Raw genomic sequence first — 17478 nt, 5'->3', positions numbered from 1 at the left:
TTTGTTATGCGCGTTCTCCACGATTGAACGCAACTACAGTAGCGCGTAATTTAGTCAGCTTAAACTCTGTAAGTAACACTGTAACAAAAGACAATATAGAAACGGAGATAAGTGCAATATTTATCAAAGCATTACCACTAAACTCATAAATACCTGACAGACCAATAAATAGCAAAAGACAGGCAATTATCGATAGAATCGAATCATTAGTTTTCACTTTATACTCATCATCAGGTATATCTTTTATTATCGAAACCGGATTTGAAAGCCCGTCAAGCCGAACTGCAATTTTTCCTTTTTTAATTTTGACTTTTAGGCCAGAACTTCTTAACGAATTAGCTAAATCTTCCATGATTGATTATCTCCATTTCTGCGAGCGCATAACGCCTTGTTAAGGTGTGAGGCACGCAATACCTAAGTCTCCGCATACCACATTAACCACTAAAGCCAACGCATAGTAAAAATGCCACGCGTGCCGAATCACTCTTGAACAATTTGTTATACGAATTTCTTCAGTGCCAACACTTGCTGTTCAAATAACTCACAATCTGACTTTGAGTATGACTTAGCGACATTAACCCATTGAACGCCCGTTTCATCTATGTGACGAAACTCGACTTGAAGTGCATATTTAGAACAACGAAAAAGAGCAAAAACCAAACCTACAACCGTCAGACTAAGAACTAAAACTAGTAGCCATTGTGGCACCTCTTCCAACCTTGGAATAACTAACCAAACTGCCCCTGAAAAAACACATACCCAGAATAAAACTTGACCTAAATTATCAAGAAAACTTAACTTTTTAACCCTAACATTGTTTATCTTAGACAAAGGATATGAGTCTTTCTTAAACCTGAACTCTTTTGAATCCAAGTTAAAATCATTACTTTTGTACATAATTTCCCTCTATTCGTATAACGCCGCATTAAGGTGTGAGCAACGCCGCTACCTAACCTAAACCTTTACACCGTAAACACAAAACCCAACCTTGAACTGAAAATGCCAAGCGTTGGGAATCACTCTTAAATGCTTTGTTATGCATTTAGTCGTTCTTCGGGTGAAAAACTATCGTTCACAAACTTTAAGAATTCACAGCTTATAATTTTCGCTTGTTCCCAACCTAAATCACTAGAATCAACGACATAAAAGCCAGATATAACACCACCTGCAATTCTGGCCACGCAAATATTTCCATTACCATCTAAGCAAATTGGCATTGCGCCAGACATATCGTGCTTTACCCCATAAATATCTTCGCCGTATATCTCCGACAAAGAAAAGAACTGTAACTCTTTGAACCCAAAATAGACTATAGGGCCATCGCTAACACTCCACCAATTCAACATACTTTCAGGAAGAGTTATTTGAAATATAGTTTCTAACTTGTGTATTTCTTCCTGATTTGCGCCTACAGGTCTATCTATAAATTCCATGAAGCCCTCTGATGCATAACGCCCTGTTAAGGTGTGAGCAACATAATACCGATGCCGCAGCATACCACCTTAATCACTTAAACTAACGCATGATGAAAATGCCATGCGTTGCGAATCACTCTTGAACAGTTTGTTAGTATTCAGACCCAACCTGTTACACCTAACTTAGAAAGAAGTCTTACTTATCAGTTCTCTATCGTTTTGATCCCACAGTTTTCACAGATCGTATGCCGAGAAAACTCATCCATAGAAGCTAAAAATGGACCAACTGCCCAACCTTTGATTAACCCAGCAATAAACTCTTTACGCTTTTGATGTTTTACACCAGCAAAAGGACTTGGGTTCCTAATCAATACGGTAATATGTTTGGATTTAATGTTACAAGCAGAACACTGATATTTGTCTATCTGATGAAGCACTAATTTTCCTCCTGAATACTAACGCCCTGTTAAGGGGTGAGCAACGCAATACTGAAGCCGCCGCATACCACCTTAAACACTAAAACCAACGCATAGTGAAAATGCCACGCGTTGCGAATCCCTCTTGAACAGTTTGTTATGAGCGTGTTCAGGTGACACTCTTACTATATTGATATGACTGACTAGAACCATAATCGATCAACTTTGCTTTTCGGAAGCCATTTTTCTCGTAAAACCGCTGTGCGGCAGTGCTGAATGTTGGTGTTTCCAGCTCTATAACGGTTCCGGGGCGAGCTATCTCCAAAAGAAAATCGAGGGCAAATGTACCAATCCCCAGACCTTGATGAGTTGGTGCTACAAAAAGCCTTAATAGCTTGAGGCTGTCCTGCTCCACTGAAAAGTAAAACCCACCAACAACATCGCTTTTATGCTTAATCACATAATATGAGTAGCGCTTCATTGCCTTGAGTTGATACTTATGGTCATCATAGCCAGGTGGACCTGAACCGCAGAGCTTTTGATCAGTTGAGAATGCTGAGACCTGAATATCTAGAAGTGCTTCAATGTCACTTTTACTCGCTTTTTCAATCGAATTCATTGATAAACCTCTTAGCTCATAACGCCCTGTTAAGGTGTGAGCAACGCAATACAAAAGCCACCGCATACCACCTTAAACACCAAAACCAACGCATAGTGAAAATGCCACGCGTTGCGAATCACTCTTAAACCGTTTGTTATAAAGATGACTAAACGCTCTCACGCATGGGTAAATCACGCAGCTCCCTATTAATAATTTTGGTTGATATATACGGAGCACCTTGGAACAACATGGCGAAACTGACTAATACCGTGAAACAAGAGACGATTAAACTTGGGTAATTTGGCGACGTAACTATTTGAGATATGCTGTAAGCAAACCATATTATCCCTCCAATAAAACTCGGCAAACCTAGCCCCAAATTATAATATGCATATAGTTTGTCAAATTTATCGATAGCAATTTGAAAGTTCTCTTTATGAACATCTTTGAGGTTGGGAAGTAATCGGCTACAACGAATTATGTGCTTAAACGAAACCCGAGTGCCAATGATTTCGTTAAGATCTAACATCCCGTTTAAGAGTACACCGCTAACTCTCACGCCATGAGTAAGATAAAAAGTTTCTATCTCAATCTCCGAATGCAAATGACGCTTTAGCCTTTCATCTAAACTTTCAATTGATACTGAACGCTCCAATGAATCTAAGCGGCGTTTTCTATGGGTTGAATACGTAGAAAGAATCTTTTCAAAGTTAATGACGATTGATATAGCAATAAACAGAAAAACATAACCATAGTTTCCTGCATCAAGGTAAGCCATTATTGTTTCTGTCACTTAACATGTTCCTCTATCTTTATAACGCCGCATTAAGGTGTGAGCGGCGCTTGGCTATACTTGAGCGAAGCGAAACTGCCAAGCGTTGCGAATCACTCTTAAATGCTTTGTTATGGCGCAACTCTCAAAGATGGCCACCTAACTAACCACCCTTTCGAATTTACACGATTTTCAAATATTGCTCGTGACCTTTTCGGATTATGCGTGATGCAGTAGCCAAATAAAGATTCGAACCCAAATGCTGATACAACCTCATATTGATTCACACCTGTTTGACGAACGCCAACGGCAGTTTCTTTTTCAGGCCAGTAGCTCATAGCATCCACTGAACTTTGATAAGGTTCATCACCATTACGTTCATGCATTTGAGCTTGATTTCGAACTTGCCAATTAAGCTCAGGCATACAACCTTTCAAGTGCTCTTCATAACCCAGATAGGCATTAGGATTCGATTCATTAAGATCGAAGTAAATCACATCAACGTCATTAAGATCGAAGTAAATCACATCAACGTCATTCAAAGCAGTCGTAGATTCAAACCCATGTAACGAGTCCCAAACTAAATTTCGCACGAAACCCGCTGCTATATAACACTGAGGTAGGTTCAGCAGAGACACATGATTTAGTGCCTCAGTCCGTATTGGGTCACGTTTTATTAATTCTACGATTTCGTCCATTTTCCCCCTGCGCCATAACGCCTTGCTAAGGTGTGAGCAACGCAATACCTTAGCCTCCGCATAATACCTTAAACACATAAACCGACGCATAGTAAAAATGCCACGCGTTGCGAATCACTCTTAAGCAACTTGTTATACCGCTTTGTTGAGGCTAAAATGACCAACGTAAAGACCACTTAAGAGACCGATTATATGACCACTAGAATTTTAGCCGATGTTGCTGCAAGCATTACCGAATTGAAAGCTAACCCTATGAAAGTTGCAACTAGTGCTTATGGCGAACCTGTTGCAGTATTAAACCGAAATGAGCCAGCATTTTATTGCGTACCTGCCGAAGCGTACGAAATGATGATGGACAGACTCGAAGATCTTGAACTACTAGCTATCGCTAAAGAGCGTGAATCTGAAGAGAGCATTTCGGTAAATATTGATGACCTATAAACTCGACTTTAAAAAGAGCGCACTCAAAGAGTGGAAAAAGCTTGGCTCTACTCTGCAACAACAATTTAAGAAAAAGCTAATCGAGCGCTTAGATAACCCACATGTTCCAGCTTCAAAACTTTCTGGAGCTGACAACATGTATAAAATTAAGTTGCGTCAATCGGGCTACCGTCTCGTCTACAAAGTTGAAGACGATGTCATCATTGTAACCGTCTTAGCAGTCGGAAAACGAGAACGTAGCGATGTTTACCGTAAAGCCATGAAAAGGTTAGATGATTGATTGCGGTATAACGCCTTGCTAAGGTGTGAGTAACGCAATACAAAAGCTACCGCACAGCGCCTTAATCACCCTAAGCCACCGCATAGTAAAAATGCCACGCGTTACGAATCACTCTTAAGCAATTTGTTAGTACATGCGCTACTTCTATTTATGCGCTCCAAGATATTGAAAAGTGGCATGATATGAAAGGCTTTGAACACTGAAGTGAGACGGGCAGCTACAAAACTTTACCGTATTGAGAGACGAAAGTTGGCTAGAAGAAAAACGCACTGAACGCCCCTACTTTCACTCACTTCAAATTAGAAAAGGATTCGATCCTCGCACTTTGATGGCAACACTCAAAGAAAGATAGGATTCACTTCGGAAGTACAGCGGAAGCGAAAAAGCGCCAAAGAAATAGGCTAAGAGTTAGAAACCGTAAACGGTGAAATCAAAGCGAACACTCCGCATATAGTGCCACCGGAAAGAACGTGAAAGGCACTAACTTTAAGGTGTAAAGACGAGCGCCAAAACAGATAAACACCAAAACTTATAACCTTTGATGTCAAACCCGTACTAACGCCGCATTAAGGTGTGAGCGGCGCTTGGCTATACTTGAGCGAAGCGAAACCGCCAAGCGTTGCGAATCACTCTTAAATGCTTTGTTAGCTATGTACTCCAATGTCTAAAGAACTTAACAATACTGTGCCAGAGGAAGTTATACTATTAACTCCAGCCTCTATTGCTTCGTCTCTCAAGTTTTTGGCAGCCCAGCCACCACAATAAATATGTATAGGGATTTCATTATCCATCATCCGAATTTCACGAGCTAACTCAATTCCAGCACGGTCTCCTTCCGGTCTTCCCATATCTGATATAACACTGTCATATCTGCCATTTCGGTACATATTTAATGCAGATTTAGTAGACTCCGCCGTTTTCACAGTAACTCCCATAGACTCTAAGTTAGCGATCAAAAATGCATTGTTTTGTGGTTGATCATCTACCCACAATACTCTACTGATTCGTTGACTTTCCGCTCTATGTGATTCATCAATAATTAAGGGAGTATCGTCACGTGACGAAAGAGCATCTACTACTTTTCTTAGGTCACCTATTTCACTTTGCATATCAGAAATAATAATTCTTTGCTGCTCTGTAACTTCATCCATCGTAAGCTCATTACCAGCAACTTTTAGTGTAAATTTCCGTGATGTCGCTGACTCAATTAATGATTTAATCGTGCTTTTAAAAGAAAACAATAAGTACACAAAAATCAAAGGCCACAGGATTTTAGATAAGGCTTCCATGAGCTTTACTAAATCTATTTCCCCAAATATCATTTATATCTCCTATATGGCTAACGCCCAATTAAGGGGTGAGTAACGCAACACCGATGCTACCGCAAACCACCTTAATCACCAAAATTAACGCATAGTAAAAATGCCACGCGTTACGAATCCCTCTTGAATTGTTTGTTAGCACGCTGCCCTTAAAGCCTTTGGCACACGCCAAGATGCTGAAATATTGCACGAAATTTATAGTTTAAAACACTAAAACCAAACGGACAGCTACCAAGCTTAAAAATAACTCAAGACGTAAGATGGATAGAAGAAAAATATGTCAAAGTGCCCTATCTCACCGCTTTCAAATTAGCAAAGGATACGAGCTTCGAACTTGAACAACAGCGACAAAGAAACGATTTTTTACCTAAAATTCCGCACCACCAAAGAAACAACACCAGAGAAATAGCCCGAAAGTTAGAAACCGTAAACGATGAACTCAAAACGAAAACTGCGCATCTAGTGCCACCGGAGCGAACGTGAAAGACACATTTGTTCAGGTGTAAAGTTGGGAAAAGAAACCAATAAACACCGAAACTTTTAACCTTTAATGCCAACCCAGTGCTAACGCCGCATTAAGGTGTGAGCGACGCTTGGCTATACTTGAGCGAAGCGAAAGCGCCAAGCGTTGCGAATCACTCTTAAATGCTTTGTTATGCGTTTTCTCGATTCCATTCTGCGCTTTTGTTCAGAAAAATCAGTTCTTCTTCAACGTAGTTTCTTAAAGACTCAGGTTCAATTGGAAGGTATGCTATTTTGATTGTATGCCCCCTTCGTACTAGATCTTTTACAGATTCTAACTTAGCTCCAGTTTTAGCATGCTTAGTTATCAAATGATTTCTTAAGCGTTGCCTTGCCAGTCTTCGAGTAGTTTTACCAATGTACTTCAGAGTCGGCTTATCATTGTTGTCTTCTAACTCAAAAATTGCGTAAATGTTTGCTGAACCTGAAACTGAATTAAGAAGGGCTTCGTTCTCTTCTTCTATGGATTTTACATTCCAGCTACTAACAGAATTTCGAGGGTATTGGACAACTGAATGGTTTTCCTCATTGTGAATAAAGTCATTGATAGATAGAACGAATTCGTTTAGTTGAGCAATACCTTCAAATTTCATTTCTATTCCTCTAAATCACGTAAAACGCATAACGCCGCATTAAGGTGTGAGCGGCGCTTGGCTATACTTGAGCGAAGCGAAACTGCCAAGCGTTGCGAATCACTCTTAAATGCTTTGTTATGGCGCAACTCTCAAAGATGGCCACCTAACTAACCACCCTTTCGAATTTACACGATTTTCAAATATTGCTCGTGACCTTTTCGGATTATGCGTGATGCAGTAGCCAAATAAAGATTCGAACCCAAATGCTGATACAACCTCATATTGATTCACACCTGTTTGACGAACGCCAACGGCAGTTTCTTTTTCAGGCCAGTAGCTCATAGCATCCACTGAACTTTGATAAGGTTCATCACCATTACGTTCATGCATTTGAGCTTGATTTCGAACTTGCCAATTAAGCTCAGGCATACAACCTTTCAAGTGCTCTTCATAACCCAGATAGGCATTAGGATTCGATTCATTAAGATCGAAGTAAATCACATCAACGTCATTAAGATCGAAGTAAATCACATCAACGTCATTCAAAGCAGTCGTAGATTCAAACCCATGTAACGAGTCCCAAACTAAATTTCGCACGAAACCCGCTGCTATATAACACTGAGGTAGGTTCAGCAGAGACACATGATTTAGTGCCTCAGTCCGTATTGGGTCACGTTTTATTAATTCTACGATTTCGTCCATTTTCCCCCTGCGCCATAACGCCTTGTTAAGGTGTGAGGCACGCAATACCTAAGCTTCCGCATAACACTTTAACCACTAAAACTAACGCATAGTAAAAATGCCACGCGTGCCGAATCACTCTTGAACAATTTGTTATGCGTTTTTTAAAAGTTCGACGAACTCTTGTTTGCGAGGCTCACCGCTAGAGATATGAACAACTACAGTATCTCTAAGTTCATAGTAAGGATGTAATGCTAAATGTTTTGCAAACCAAAAGACTTCTGACAGCGGCTCATCATCGTGCCAAGTTGTTACAACCAAATTTGCATCATTCAAATCGCTACCTCCGACGTAAGTGATATTAGCTATATCTATAGATGTATCCCAAGAACTGGCATTAACACCCCAAGCTAAAGCATATAAGCAACCACCCTCGACTAGCCAAGAACTCAATTTCGATTGCCAGCTTTCAGCTACTGCTTCCTCAGCCACAATTATGCAGCGAAACTTCCCAACCTGGAGTACGGGAATATGTGAAGCATCTTTTTTTAAGTGAAGATATTCCATATTACCTCTGAAACGCATAACGCCCTGTTAAGGTGTGAGCAATGCAATACCGAAGCTTCCGCAAACCACCTTAATCACCTAAACCAACGCATAGTGAAAATGCCACGCGTTGCGAATCACTCTTGAACAGTTTGTTAACTGGATTTGCAAAGGCGGAGCGCTTGCTCTCCCGATTTTGCGATAATTACACGCTTATTTCTTGTAAGCGTCTTGATTTTGTCCATTATTAGGGGTTTCGACTTTTTGGGATAGTCCCATAAAAATTTGATGAACTCGATATCAAACCTTTCATCGCAACCTTCAGCTAAATCAGGACGCTTACTACTTAATAATGTTCTCTTTAGTGCTCGATAGATACAGGTATATCGGTTTACATCTAAGAATATTACTGTGTCACAAGCTTCAAATCTGATATCAAGGGTGCTCTGATAATTACCATCGATAATCCAACACTCGCTTTTACAAAGACCTTTTTGAATTTTGATCCAGTCATCTTTTGGAGTTTTAACCCAATTTGGTTTCCAATATAGCTGATCGAGATGATGAACAGGCAAATTCAACTCTTTACCTAATAGTGCCGAAAATGTGGATTTACCCGAACCGCCGGAACCAATGACCGCAATTCTTCTCATCGGACTTACCTCGTAATCAATCCAGTTAACGCCCTGTTAAGGTGTGAGCAACGCAATACCGATGCTTCCGCATAACACCTTAATCACTAAAACCAACGCATAGTAAAAATGCCACGCGTTGCGAATCACTCTTAAACAGTTTGTTATATGACTAATGGTGAATCCCAACTCTGAGCTTGGCGATCTCAAAAGAGAAAATAAAACCGAATGTAGCTAGCAACGCTATGGATTTTGCTCTTTCATCTTCGCAGTCTTTAAATTTATCATACATATCTGGACGACGTTTCTTTACATACGACTCTGTTTGCTTAACTTGGGAATAACTAAAATTAGGTTTAGTTATATCATGAGCTAACATATTGCGTATTTTTTTGATTTCATTAAGAGGCTGCAACAATAACCTATAATCTTGAATATCTTCATCTTCCGTTGGTTGATAAAGCCTCAAAAAGTCCTTATAAACGTCAATTTTTTCACCTAGCATACGGTCATCAATACCGTCATCGATGACTTTCAGTAAATTTGCCATTTTATGCTCGATCAACAGCACAATAGTAAAAAACATTCCGACTAACTCATAATCCTCTTTTTGACGATTTCGAGCCCACTCATTTCCCTCGGCTGTCAACTGTAGCAACCTGTCACCTACATCTATAGGCTCTTCAGACTGAATATATCTAATTTCTTTATAATTTCGTTGTTTCTTCCGCTTAAAGTAACCGAAGTGATTTAAAATTTTTTCCACATAATCCTCCTAGGCATATAACGCCCAATTAAGGTGTGAACCACGCGACCACAAAACTCAACTGGAGCGCCTTAATCACTAAACTAGCCCCAAACCAAAAATGCCAAGCGTGGTGAATCACTCTTAAATTGTTTGTTATAGCGCATTAGTTCCAGTCGACTCTGGTACCTATATTTGGATACTTTCGGCTCAAATCATCAAAACAACTTTTTAAAGATTCGAAACTCTCTGGGAGAACTGACTTAAAATGACTAGAACCTACAAACTCTATGACTTTAGGCAAATCCGAATCACAAAGGCAATCCCAAAAAGCATCCCAGTTTTTTCCATAATAATCTGGAAAACCAAAGAAATTAGCCATCACTTCATGAAGTTGATTTTCGTTCTCTATCATTGTTAAATCAATGCGCATAGTCCCTCTTCTAATAAATACCGCTGCGCTATAACGCCCAATTAAGGTGTGAAGCACGCAACCACGACACTCAATTAGACCGCCGTAAACACCAAACTGAACCCAAACCAAAAATGCCAAGCGTGCTGAATCACTCTTAAATTGCTTGTTATGTTTTACCACAAACGCATGATTTACTTGAGAAAGAACTGCTATTTACAATTAGTTTTCTGAAGTAAACCACAAGACTAGAACCAACTTGACCGCCAAAGGCGAGCAACCTAAAACGAGTAATTCCACTTCCCTGCCCAATGAGGCAACCCGAGCAACTAACAACAAGCGCCCTTTCTTTCCAACCAAAGCGAAAAACAATGCTGAATTGCCGAGGCAACTGCCAAGCTGAAATGCTAATTGGCTAAGAACCCTAAAGCGACTTTGAGCCAGTTAAACAAGAAGCCGACCGCCACGACCTGACAATGAAGCAACCCACGAACATTGGCATGTTTTACGGGATGAGAAATTCAAGAACTTAGACCGACAATGTGAAGTTGCTGAGTCTACTAGGGACGAATTGCCAACGGGACAAAGAACTAGAGCCTAATAACTTTAAGTCTTTGAATCTCAAGTAAACATAACGCCGCATTAAGGTGTGAGCGACGCTTGGCTATACTTGAGCGAAGCGAAAATGCCAAGCGTTGCGAATCACTCTTAAATGCTTTGTTAGCTTTTTTCGATGACTAACTTAATGAAGTCGTACGCTGCACTTGAAGCTAGCCCCATACATAAGCCACCTACAGCTCCCAAAATAGACCACAGGATTGATTTTTTATTTCTATCCTTAAAGGACTTTATTAGCTTACCGTCACCCTTATTGATTTTTAGATAAGACAAGGCAAGATAGCTATCTATTGCATGTTCTAGTTTTCTAAAACAAAGTTCCGACAGAGAACTGATAACGAAAAACACTGAACCGTACAGAACAATAAATTGAACCAACTCATCAGATTTCATACTGCCAATATCGATTGATTGAGATACAAACAGACCTAATAGAGCAATGATGACCAAGTGCCCAAATCTGGATATTAAATGAGAGACTCTCTTTAAAGGAGCAATAAACTTCAATTCTTTAGATTCATCACACCCTTTTATCCACTCATCAAACATAGCAACGAAATGGCGTGCCTTTACATAATCGCTGTATTCAACTTTTATTCTAGCTGTGGTAGTGACCATGCTAGAAATGATCGCCGAAGATATAAACGCAGGTGCTTCTTGCTCAATTTGATGTAGCTCACCAACCCTCGACTTCACATTTGCTGCTACCTTGTAGCTTTCAATTTCCCCAGACTCAGGGTCATGAATAGAAAACTGATACATAAGCGCTATTTCAGATGTAGGGTTTGGACTTGTAATATTATGGTTTTTGAAATCTTCAAATGATTTAAAGCGCTCAGCTTCACCCTCATGATGACTGACCATGACACGCATTATAATCGATCCTTTTTGAGGTTTAGCTGATCGGATCGATTGAACTATTTTCTCATGGAGCTCTTCAATATCGCTAAATTCGACAAGTATATTATTCTTATATGACTTAGAAATTTCTTCGCTTTTTTGATTCACCTTTTGATGAATTTTAAAATATAGATCTAGCTGTGCGTCATCAAAGGTTGTTACCCCTGTATTTTCAACGCACCCTTCTACTACTTCGATTACATCACCCACTGCCAAATGACTCCATGTTATTGATAATTTGTTATTGAAAGCTAACGCCCAATTAAGGGGTGAGCAACGCTACCACCCAACTTAAGGCATTGTATCGTAAACACTAAAACTGAAGTAGAAGCAAAAGTGCCAGGCGTTGGGAATCCCTCTTAAATTGTTTGTTAGGCAAACTATTTCACCAATAGAGCATACTTTACTTTTAAGTACTCTTTTTCAACAACATCACGACTGCCTTGCACCTCGTCGATTAGCTCTTTAATTTGACCGTGCGCTAATATTTTCCGATAGCTTTCGTCACAAATACCCAACCGTAAGTAATCGAGATAGCTACTTAACTTTGAACGTCTATGATTAATGCGTAGTGCAATGGGATGGCATTGTTTGTTTATAAACTGACTTTCCGTCTCATCGCCATTGAAATAATCATCAACTGCTTCTATAAGTGGGGAAAAATCATACCTAGTCATTTCAGAAAGTAATTGTGACTGCTCCAAACATGAGCGTCGAATATGATACGTTTCTCTCGAATCATCCATCACTGTATGAGTGAGAGCTAAAAGTTCCTCTAGTTCAAAATCTATCTCACCCTCACAAAACTTTTGATATCTAACTAGCGAATCAAGATAGTTCTCATGAGCAAGGTTGAATGAACAGTACATTGGTTCAACGAAATTGATAAATAGTTTTTCTCTATTTTTTTCTCTCTCTTTCAGCAACTGAATAAGGTTATCTACTAAACCTATCATGCGATACCTCCTGTTTGCCTAACGCCGCATTAAGGTGTGAGCGGCGCTTGGCTATACTTGAGCGAAGCGAAAATGCCAAGCGTTGCGAATCACTCTTAAATGCTTTGTTAGCCCTTTGGTTGACTAGTACATATAACCTAGCCAATCAAAATGCCCAACACCCCACTGCTTATCTCTGAGTGGTTTCACATACAGTTCATCAACATTCTCTACAGCAACTCCAAAGTTGGTGTGCTCGTGAAGCCTTAACCAAGATTGCATGCACTGAACTTTGTTAAAGCCATTTGAAGAGTAGAAATCATCTAACTCAGATATGAGGATTATGAAATCAACGTCTTTAGTTTCGGCAAATGCCGATACTTCTGACAACATAAAAGAGCCAATACCTTGCCCTCGATAACGTTCATCAACACAGAAGTCGATTACGCCCAGAACCTTATGTATTTCTCCACCAACGCTAACAACGCGATAATCCAGTCCAAGATAGCCAACCAACTGTTCACCTTGAAAATGAAGGGCACGCATATGAGGTAACTGCTTAAAGTAAGAGCGACTTACTTGGCTATCTGGGAAAGCTTGGTTTCTTAACGCTTCGATTGCCTTATGATGCAATTCTGAAACGTCAATTTCTTGCACGATTTCCATATCATTTCCTCAAAAAGGGCTAACGCCGCATTAAGGGGTGAACAACGCATTCCACCCTAACCAAACCATTGTGCCGTAAACACTTAAGCCAATTCAAACCAAAGCATTCAAGCGTTGTGAATCCCTCTTGAATGCTTTGTTAGTTGCCAAACCTAAAGCTTTGATTTGAAGTTGATTGCCGCTTTGCCAATACTGTTTTTACGTACGTTGAAAAACTAAAATCAGGCGCAGATTCAAAGCGCCTGTCACTGAAACCACTTGGAACAAACAGCGTCGTAGAATACAGCCTATCAACACCAAAAAGCTCATTTGAAAATCACAACATCACAGAGCTGACTCTCAGCAAGCGAATCGGTTTCTAAAACAGAAAAACCGGACCACACAAGAAACCGAAGCTCGATTTTCGCAAACCCAAATAACTAAAAGTTGAAATACGAAAACGAACTAACAACACACGGACATTAGCCTTAGATATTCTGTTTTAGCTGAGTTTTCCTCGTTGGCAACTAACGCCGCGTTAAGTAGTGAGCAACGCTACCACTGAACCTAACCTATTGTGCCGTAAACACTAAAGCCGAAGCAAACCGAAAGTGCCAAGCGTTGCGAATCTGTCTTAAACGCTTTGTTATACGTTTGTTTCCACCCAACTCGACGCTAGACATTTACCTTATATGTCAGGTCGTTAACGTCATCTCCAGTCATGCCACGAAAACCCCAACAGTGCGGTGGTTGCTCTTTAATCGTAATTTCGATGTCTACGGGAGAAATACCTAAGCTAGATTCGATATTGGCAAAAAGTGCCTTGATGAGAGCTTTTTTAGTTTCGGCTTTTCTCCCTTCCATCATATTGATTTCGATGACTGTATAAGCATCCGTACGACCTTCAGGGTAATAAAAGTCAGATTTGTCGAGAGGCACAATCCTATGAGCACGTTTGCTTTCGGGCAGACTCAGCACTTGTGTCATAGAGGCTTGAATTACATCAGATAATTCAGCTTTGATCGGGTTTAAATACTCTTTGATTCCATATATTACTACCACCGTTCCTCCTTAGAACGTATAACGCCCTGTTAAGGGGTGAGCAACGCAATACAAAAGCCGCCGCATACCACCTTAATCACTTAAATCAACGCATAGTGAAAATGCCACGCGTTGCGAATCCCTCTTGAACAGTTTGTTATGCCTTGCCCCACTCGGTTCGAAGGACTGCCAAAACCACTGTATCCCACCACTGTTCTTTGAAAAAACGATGCTCTCTAAAATGTGCTTCTTGGCGCATACCCAGAGACTTACAGAGCTTAATTGCTGGCAAGTTTTTACTGATTGTCTCCGCATAAATGCGGTGAACTCCCAACTCCGAGAAACCAAAATCTGCCAGAGCCAAGGCGGCTTCATGACTTAACTTATTACCTTGAGAGACTCTGGAAAATGCACACCCCATCGAAGCCTGCTGATTGTCCTCTAGTCGTAAACAAACAGTCCCAACGAACTCACCTGACACCTTACACTCGACAGCTAATTGGTATGATTTTCTTGGCTTCTCAGAAGCCTGAGCGATAAACAAACTTGTTAACTCTCGATATTTATTAGGGTCACAATCGCTTTCTTCATAGAAACGCTGATATTTAGCATCCTGAGACATAGCAACAAAAGCATCTTCATCGTTCGGAGTCATATCCCTAATAATCAGACGCTTAGTCTCAATTTTAAACATCGAAAGTTCCTTTTTCTTTGTGAGGCATAACGCCTTGTTAAGGGGTGAGCAACGCAATACCGAAGCCGCCGCATACCACCTTAGTCACTAAAACTAACGCATAGTAAAAGTGCCACGCGTTGCGAATCCCTCTTGAACAATTTGTTAGGCGAATTACTTAAAAGGAAGTGGAATATCTTTCGTTATGGATATGTCCTCTAAACACTGCTTCAAAGGTAACTGCTTGGATTTATAGATTGTTGTAATCGAATTTTTCTCTTCGTCTACGTCCACTGTTAAACAAGCACAACTAAAACCATAGTTTCGATTTGTTCTAACAAATTCATTTTCATTTGCAGTCGCTTGATAAAGCAGTTCCATCGATTTATCGTCCAATGCATTTGAAGTACCTTGGACTGATATGTCCCACGAGCCATCGCGATCAATCAACCACATATTGGCAGGAGAAGGATTTTCAAGCCATCCACATCGAGTCTCTTCTGCCGTCGCTCCTAATGCAGAAAACATCCCCAAAATAACAATCAAAAATCTCATTACTTACTCCATTCGCCTAACGCCGCATTAAGGTGTGAACAACGCGACCACGAAACTTAACCTTACCGCCGTAAACACTGAACTCAACGATGGAATAAAAAATGCCAAGCGTTGAGAATCACTCTTAAATGCTTTGTTAGCTGCCGCCCAAATTAGCTCTAGCAGACTCTGTAATTTCCGTAGAAAGTAACCACATTAAGTCTGTAACTTCCTCAATGTAGCCAACCGATATGTCGATTTGAGAGTGGTTCATAGTTAAACCATTTGTATTTTCAATAAAGTCTGACTTTACTGCTTTACCACCATTGTGAACCCAATCAATTCGTACTAAACGAACTTCATTATTTAGGCGTTCAAATGCGTCCACAAACTGTTCAGTTGGCTCCGTAACAACCCCTAATGCTTTCAAACATGAAATGACATGAGCAAGGTCACTAGAATGTTTAACACGCTTGATTTTTCTTAGGTTTGGCTCAGCACCACACTTAGTTGCAAGACGACTATAAAAAGTATTAATCTCGTTTTCAAACATAGACCAAGCGGTTAGCAACATTGACTGTCTTTGATACATAGGCATAACTGAGGTGAAGATTTCTTTAAAATCGTACTCATCTTCTGTGATTCCAGCAATATGCTGTTTCTCTACTTCTACAACCTCACCCTCATCACCAGCCCACTGTTGAATAAACACTTCATCTTTGTAAGTTTTCAATGTGCTGGTCTATGTTTACGACAAAATTGTCGACAAATTCAAGTTGCTTTCGATTAAATGCTCGGAGTAGATTCAACTCTTCAGGCACGAAGAATAAATGCATATTTTTGAACATAATACCTCTCAATCTATTGTGGAACGCTTAGGCAGCTAACGCTTTCTATACGGCGACTTGCCGTTTTTCTGGCAGGCTACCGCCTTCTTTCTTATCAAAAGCGCTATCAATCGTAGCACTTATATGTATGAAACAAATAGAAAAACAGTATGAATATGTGTGGTAGCGCGCGCAATTAGGCGGCGCACAGCACGCTAATTTCAAAAGTGGTGATACATTAACGGATCTGTATAAATAAACAGGTTAATTTATCATGAAAAGTCAGTTTTTACTTAGTGTAAAAGAGCACATGCTTACTCGTCATTATGCGAATAAAACTATCGAAAGTTATCTATTTTGGATAAAACGCTTTATCACTTTTCACCAGCTTGCACACCCATCAACACTAGCAGAAGATGATGTCATTCAATTTCTGAGTTACTTAGCGGTAGAAGAAAAAGTTGCGGTAAAAACGCAAGCTTTGGCGCTGAACTCAATATCATTTTTATATCGTGATTATTTCAAAACCCCACTATCACTTGATATGAGATTTCAGAAATCTTTGACCGAAAAGAAACTTCCCGTTGTGTTAACCAGGGAAGAGATCCGAAGATTCGTTCAGCATATCGACCCGAGGTATAGACTCCATATTCAGCTACTTTACGGCTCCGGGCTTCGAGTTATGGAATGTTTACGCTTAAGAGTTCAAGACATCGATTATGATTATGGTGCAGTTCGCGTTTGGCAAGGAAAAGGAGGTAAAAATCGTACAGTCACATTAGCCAAAGAACTACATGAACCACTCAAAGCTCAAGTTAATTTAGCAAGAAACTACTACTTTAAAGATAGGCACATGCCTGGTTATGCGGGCGTATACATCTCTGAAGGTTTACGACGTAAATACCCAAAAGCGGAGCTAGATTTTAACTGGCACTTTTTGTTTCCATCAACAAAGTTAAGCGCAGATCGAGACACTGGTGAATTGAGAAGGCATCATATCAATGAAAGCGCAATACAAAGAGCAGTAAAGCGCGCGGCAAGCGACGCAAGCATTGAGAAAACTGTAACTTGCCACACACTAAGACACAGTTTTGCCACGCACTTATTGGAATCTGGCGCAGACATTAGAACTGTTCAGGAACAATTAGGGCATACTGATGTAAAAACCACGCAGATCTATACTCACGTTATCGAGCGCGGGGCTGGTGGTGTGTTGAGTCCATTATCCAGCCTTTAGAAAAACAAAG

At 40.2% G+C, this 17478-nt stretch carries 24 protein-coding genes; 3 read left to right on the top strand and 21 right to left on the bottom strand.

From position 1 onward, the window contains the following. Positions 1–4: 4 nt before the first annotated feature. The 7 genes from J4N43_RS06410 to J4N43_RS06365 form a co-directional block, all read right to left on the bottom strand. Positions 5–352, bottom strand: coding sequence for a hypothetical protein (locus tag J4N43_RS06410; RefSeq protein ID WP_031781294.1), 348 nt, complete (start codon positions 350–352; stop codon positions 5–7). A gap of 146 nt (positions 353–498) precedes the next feature. Further along, the gene (locus J4N43_RS06400) at positions 499–897 is read right to left on the bottom strand and encodes a DUF6232 family protein (protein WP_025539256.1); all 399 of its coding nucleotides are present in this window, start codon (positions 895–897) and stop codon (positions 499–501) included. Positions 898–1034: 137 nt separating this feature from the next. Continuing rightward, on the bottom strand, positions 1035–1433 hold the full coding sequence (locus tag J4N43_RS06395; protein ID WP_062730552.1) for an SMI1/KNR4 family protein: 399 nt from the start codon (positions 1431–1433) through the stop codon (positions 1035–1037). Positions 1434–1618: 185 nt separating this feature from the next. After that, positions 1619–1852 (bottom strand): hypothetical protein, encoded by a 234-nt coding sequence (locus tag J4N43_RS06390; protein ID WP_005377029.1) that lies wholly within the window; start codon positions 1850–1852, stop codon positions 1619–1621. Positions 1853–2000: 148 nt separating this feature from the next. Next, on the bottom strand, positions 2001–2450 hold the full coding sequence (locus J4N43_RS06380) for a GNAT family N-acetyltransferase (RefSeq protein WP_053350856.1): 450 nt from the start codon (positions 2448–2450) through the stop codon (positions 2001–2003). Positions 2451–2598: 148 nt separating this feature from the next. Beyond that, positions 2599–3225, bottom strand: coding sequence for a glycoside hydrolase family protein (locus J4N43_RS06370; RefSeq protein ID WP_127891144.1), 627 nt, complete (start codon positions 3223–3225; stop codon positions 2599–2601). A gap of 110 nt (positions 3226–3335) precedes the next feature. Beyond that, positions 3336–3902 (bottom strand): nucleotidyltransferase family protein, encoded by a 567-nt coding sequence (locus tag J4N43_RS06365; RefSeq protein ID WP_158159695.1) that lies wholly within the window; start codon positions 3900–3902, stop codon positions 3336–3338. 192 nt (positions 3903–4094) lie between these two features. Here J4N43_RS06365 and J4N43_RS06355 point away from each other — a divergent pair, with 192 nt between their 5' ends. Both J4N43_RS06355 and J4N43_RS06350 read left to right on the top strand, forming a co-directional pair. Next, positions 4095–4343: a type II toxin-antitoxin system Phd/YefM family antitoxin gene (locus tag J4N43_RS06355; RefSeq protein ID WP_005377003.1), complete on the top strand. Its 249-nt coding sequence runs from the start codon at positions 4095–4097 to the stop codon at positions 4341–4343. Beyond that, positions 4333–4623 carry a type II toxin-antitoxin system RelE family toxin gene (locus J4N43_RS06350; protein ID WP_005377002.1) on the top strand — a complete coding sequence of 97 codons (291 nt, stop codon included), beginning with the start codon at positions 4333–4335 and terminating at the stop codon, positions 4621–4623. The genes J4N43_RS06355 and J4N43_RS06350 overlap by 11 nt, the downstream gene beginning before the upstream one ends. A 644-nt stretch (positions 4624–5267) precedes the next feature. On the opposite strand, the gene J4N43_RS06340 is transcribed toward J4N43_RS06350, so the two are convergent. From J4N43_RS06340 to J4N43_RS06240, 14 genes are all read right to left on the bottom strand, one after another. Further along, positions 5268–5945, bottom strand: coding sequence for a response regulator (locus tag J4N43_RS06340; RefSeq protein ID WP_053350849.1), 678 nt, complete (start codon positions 5943–5945; stop codon positions 5268–5270). A gap of 653 nt (positions 5946–6598) precedes the next feature. Beyond that, positions 6599–7060 (bottom strand): GIY-YIG nuclease family protein, encoded by a 462-nt coding sequence (locus J4N43_RS06330; protein ID WP_025796455.1) that lies wholly within the window; start codon positions 7058–7060, stop codon positions 6599–6601. A 117-nt stretch (positions 7061–7177) separates the two neighbouring features. Further along, on the bottom strand, positions 7178–7744 hold the full coding sequence (locus tag J4N43_RS06325; protein ID WP_158159695.1) for a nucleotidyltransferase family protein: 567 nt from the start codon (positions 7742–7744) through the stop codon (positions 7178–7180). Positions 7745–7876: 132 nt separating this feature from the next. Next, positions 7877–8290 carry a DUF7684 family protein gene (locus tag J4N43_RS06315; protein ID WP_053350691.1) on the bottom strand — a complete coding sequence of 138 codons (414 nt, stop codon included), beginning with the start codon at positions 8288–8290 and terminating at the stop codon, positions 7877–7879. Positions 8291–8424: 134 nt separating this feature from the next. Continuing rightward, positions 8425–8922: a DNA topology modulation protein gene (locus tag J4N43_RS06305; RefSeq protein WP_158159696.1), complete on the bottom strand. Its 498-nt coding sequence runs from the start codon at positions 8920–8922 to the stop codon at positions 8425–8427. 151 nt (positions 8923–9073) lie between these two features. Then, positions 9074–9667 (bottom strand): hypothetical protein, encoded by a 594-nt coding sequence (locus J4N43_RS06295; protein ID WP_053350689.1) that lies wholly within the window; start codon positions 9665–9667, stop codon positions 9074–9076. Between the two features lie 145 nt (positions 9668–9812). Continuing rightward, complete coding sequence (locus J4N43_RS06285; protein ID WP_242013652.1) at positions 9813–10241, bottom strand: barstar family protein; 429 nt, start codon at positions 10239–10241, stop codon at positions 9813–9815. A gap of 537 nt (positions 10242–10778) precedes the next feature. Next, positions 10779–11786, bottom strand: a complete 1008-nt coding sequence (locus J4N43_RS06280; protein WP_047104100.1) for a hypothetical protein — start codon at positions 11784–11786, stop codon at positions 10779–10781. A 170-nt stretch (positions 11787–11956) separates the two neighbouring features. Continuing rightward, positions 11957–12532 carry a hypothetical protein gene (locus tag J4N43_RS06275; protein ID WP_158159697.1) on the bottom strand — a complete coding sequence of 192 codons (576 nt, stop codon included), beginning with the start codon at positions 12530–12532 and terminating at the stop codon, positions 11957–11959. 123 nt (positions 12533–12655) lie between these two features. Next, positions 12656–13177, bottom strand: a complete 522-nt coding sequence (locus J4N43_RS06270; RefSeq protein WP_158159698.1) for a GNAT family N-acetyltransferase — start codon at positions 13175–13177, stop codon at positions 12656–12658. Positions 13178–13831: 654 nt separating this feature from the next. After that, entirely contained in the window at positions 13832–14218 is a 387-nt protein-coding gene (locus J4N43_RS06265) for a tautomerase family protein (protein WP_158159699.1), read from the bottom strand. Positions 14219–14354: 136 nt separating this feature from the next. Further along, positions 14355–14891 (bottom strand): GNAT family N-acetyltransferase, encoded by a 537-nt coding sequence (locus J4N43_RS06255; protein WP_086591379.1) that lies wholly within the window; start codon positions 14889–14891, stop codon positions 14355–14357. 153 nt (positions 14892–15044) lie between these two features. After that, the gene (locus tag J4N43_RS06245) at positions 15045–15425 is read right to left on the bottom strand and encodes a DUF4087 domain-containing protein (RefSeq protein ID WP_113643704.1); all 381 of its coding nucleotides are present in this window, start codon (positions 15423–15425) and stop codon (positions 15045–15047) included. Between the two features lie 136 nt (positions 15426–15561). Continuing rightward, positions 15562–16137, bottom strand: coding sequence for a hypothetical protein (locus tag J4N43_RS06240; RefSeq protein WP_252094162.1), 576 nt, complete (start codon positions 16135–16137; stop codon positions 15562–15564). Positions 16138–16505: 368 nt separating this feature from the next. Between J4N43_RS06240 and J4N43_RS06235 the strand changes: the two genes are divergently transcribed. Continuing rightward, on the top strand, positions 16506–17468 hold the full coding sequence (locus J4N43_RS06235) for an integron integrase (RefSeq protein WP_017636093.1): 963 nt from the start codon (positions 16506–16508) through the stop codon (positions 17466–17468). The last annotated feature ends 10 nt before the right edge of the window (positions 17469–17478 follow it).

The sequence above is a fragment of the Vibrio sp. SCSIO 43009 genome, assembly GCF_023716525.1.
GTDB lineage: Bacteria > Pseudomonadota > Gammaproteobacteria > Enterobacterales > Vibrionaceae > Vibrio > Vibrio alginolyticus.
This window is presented reverse-complemented; position numbering and strand designations above follow the sequence as displayed.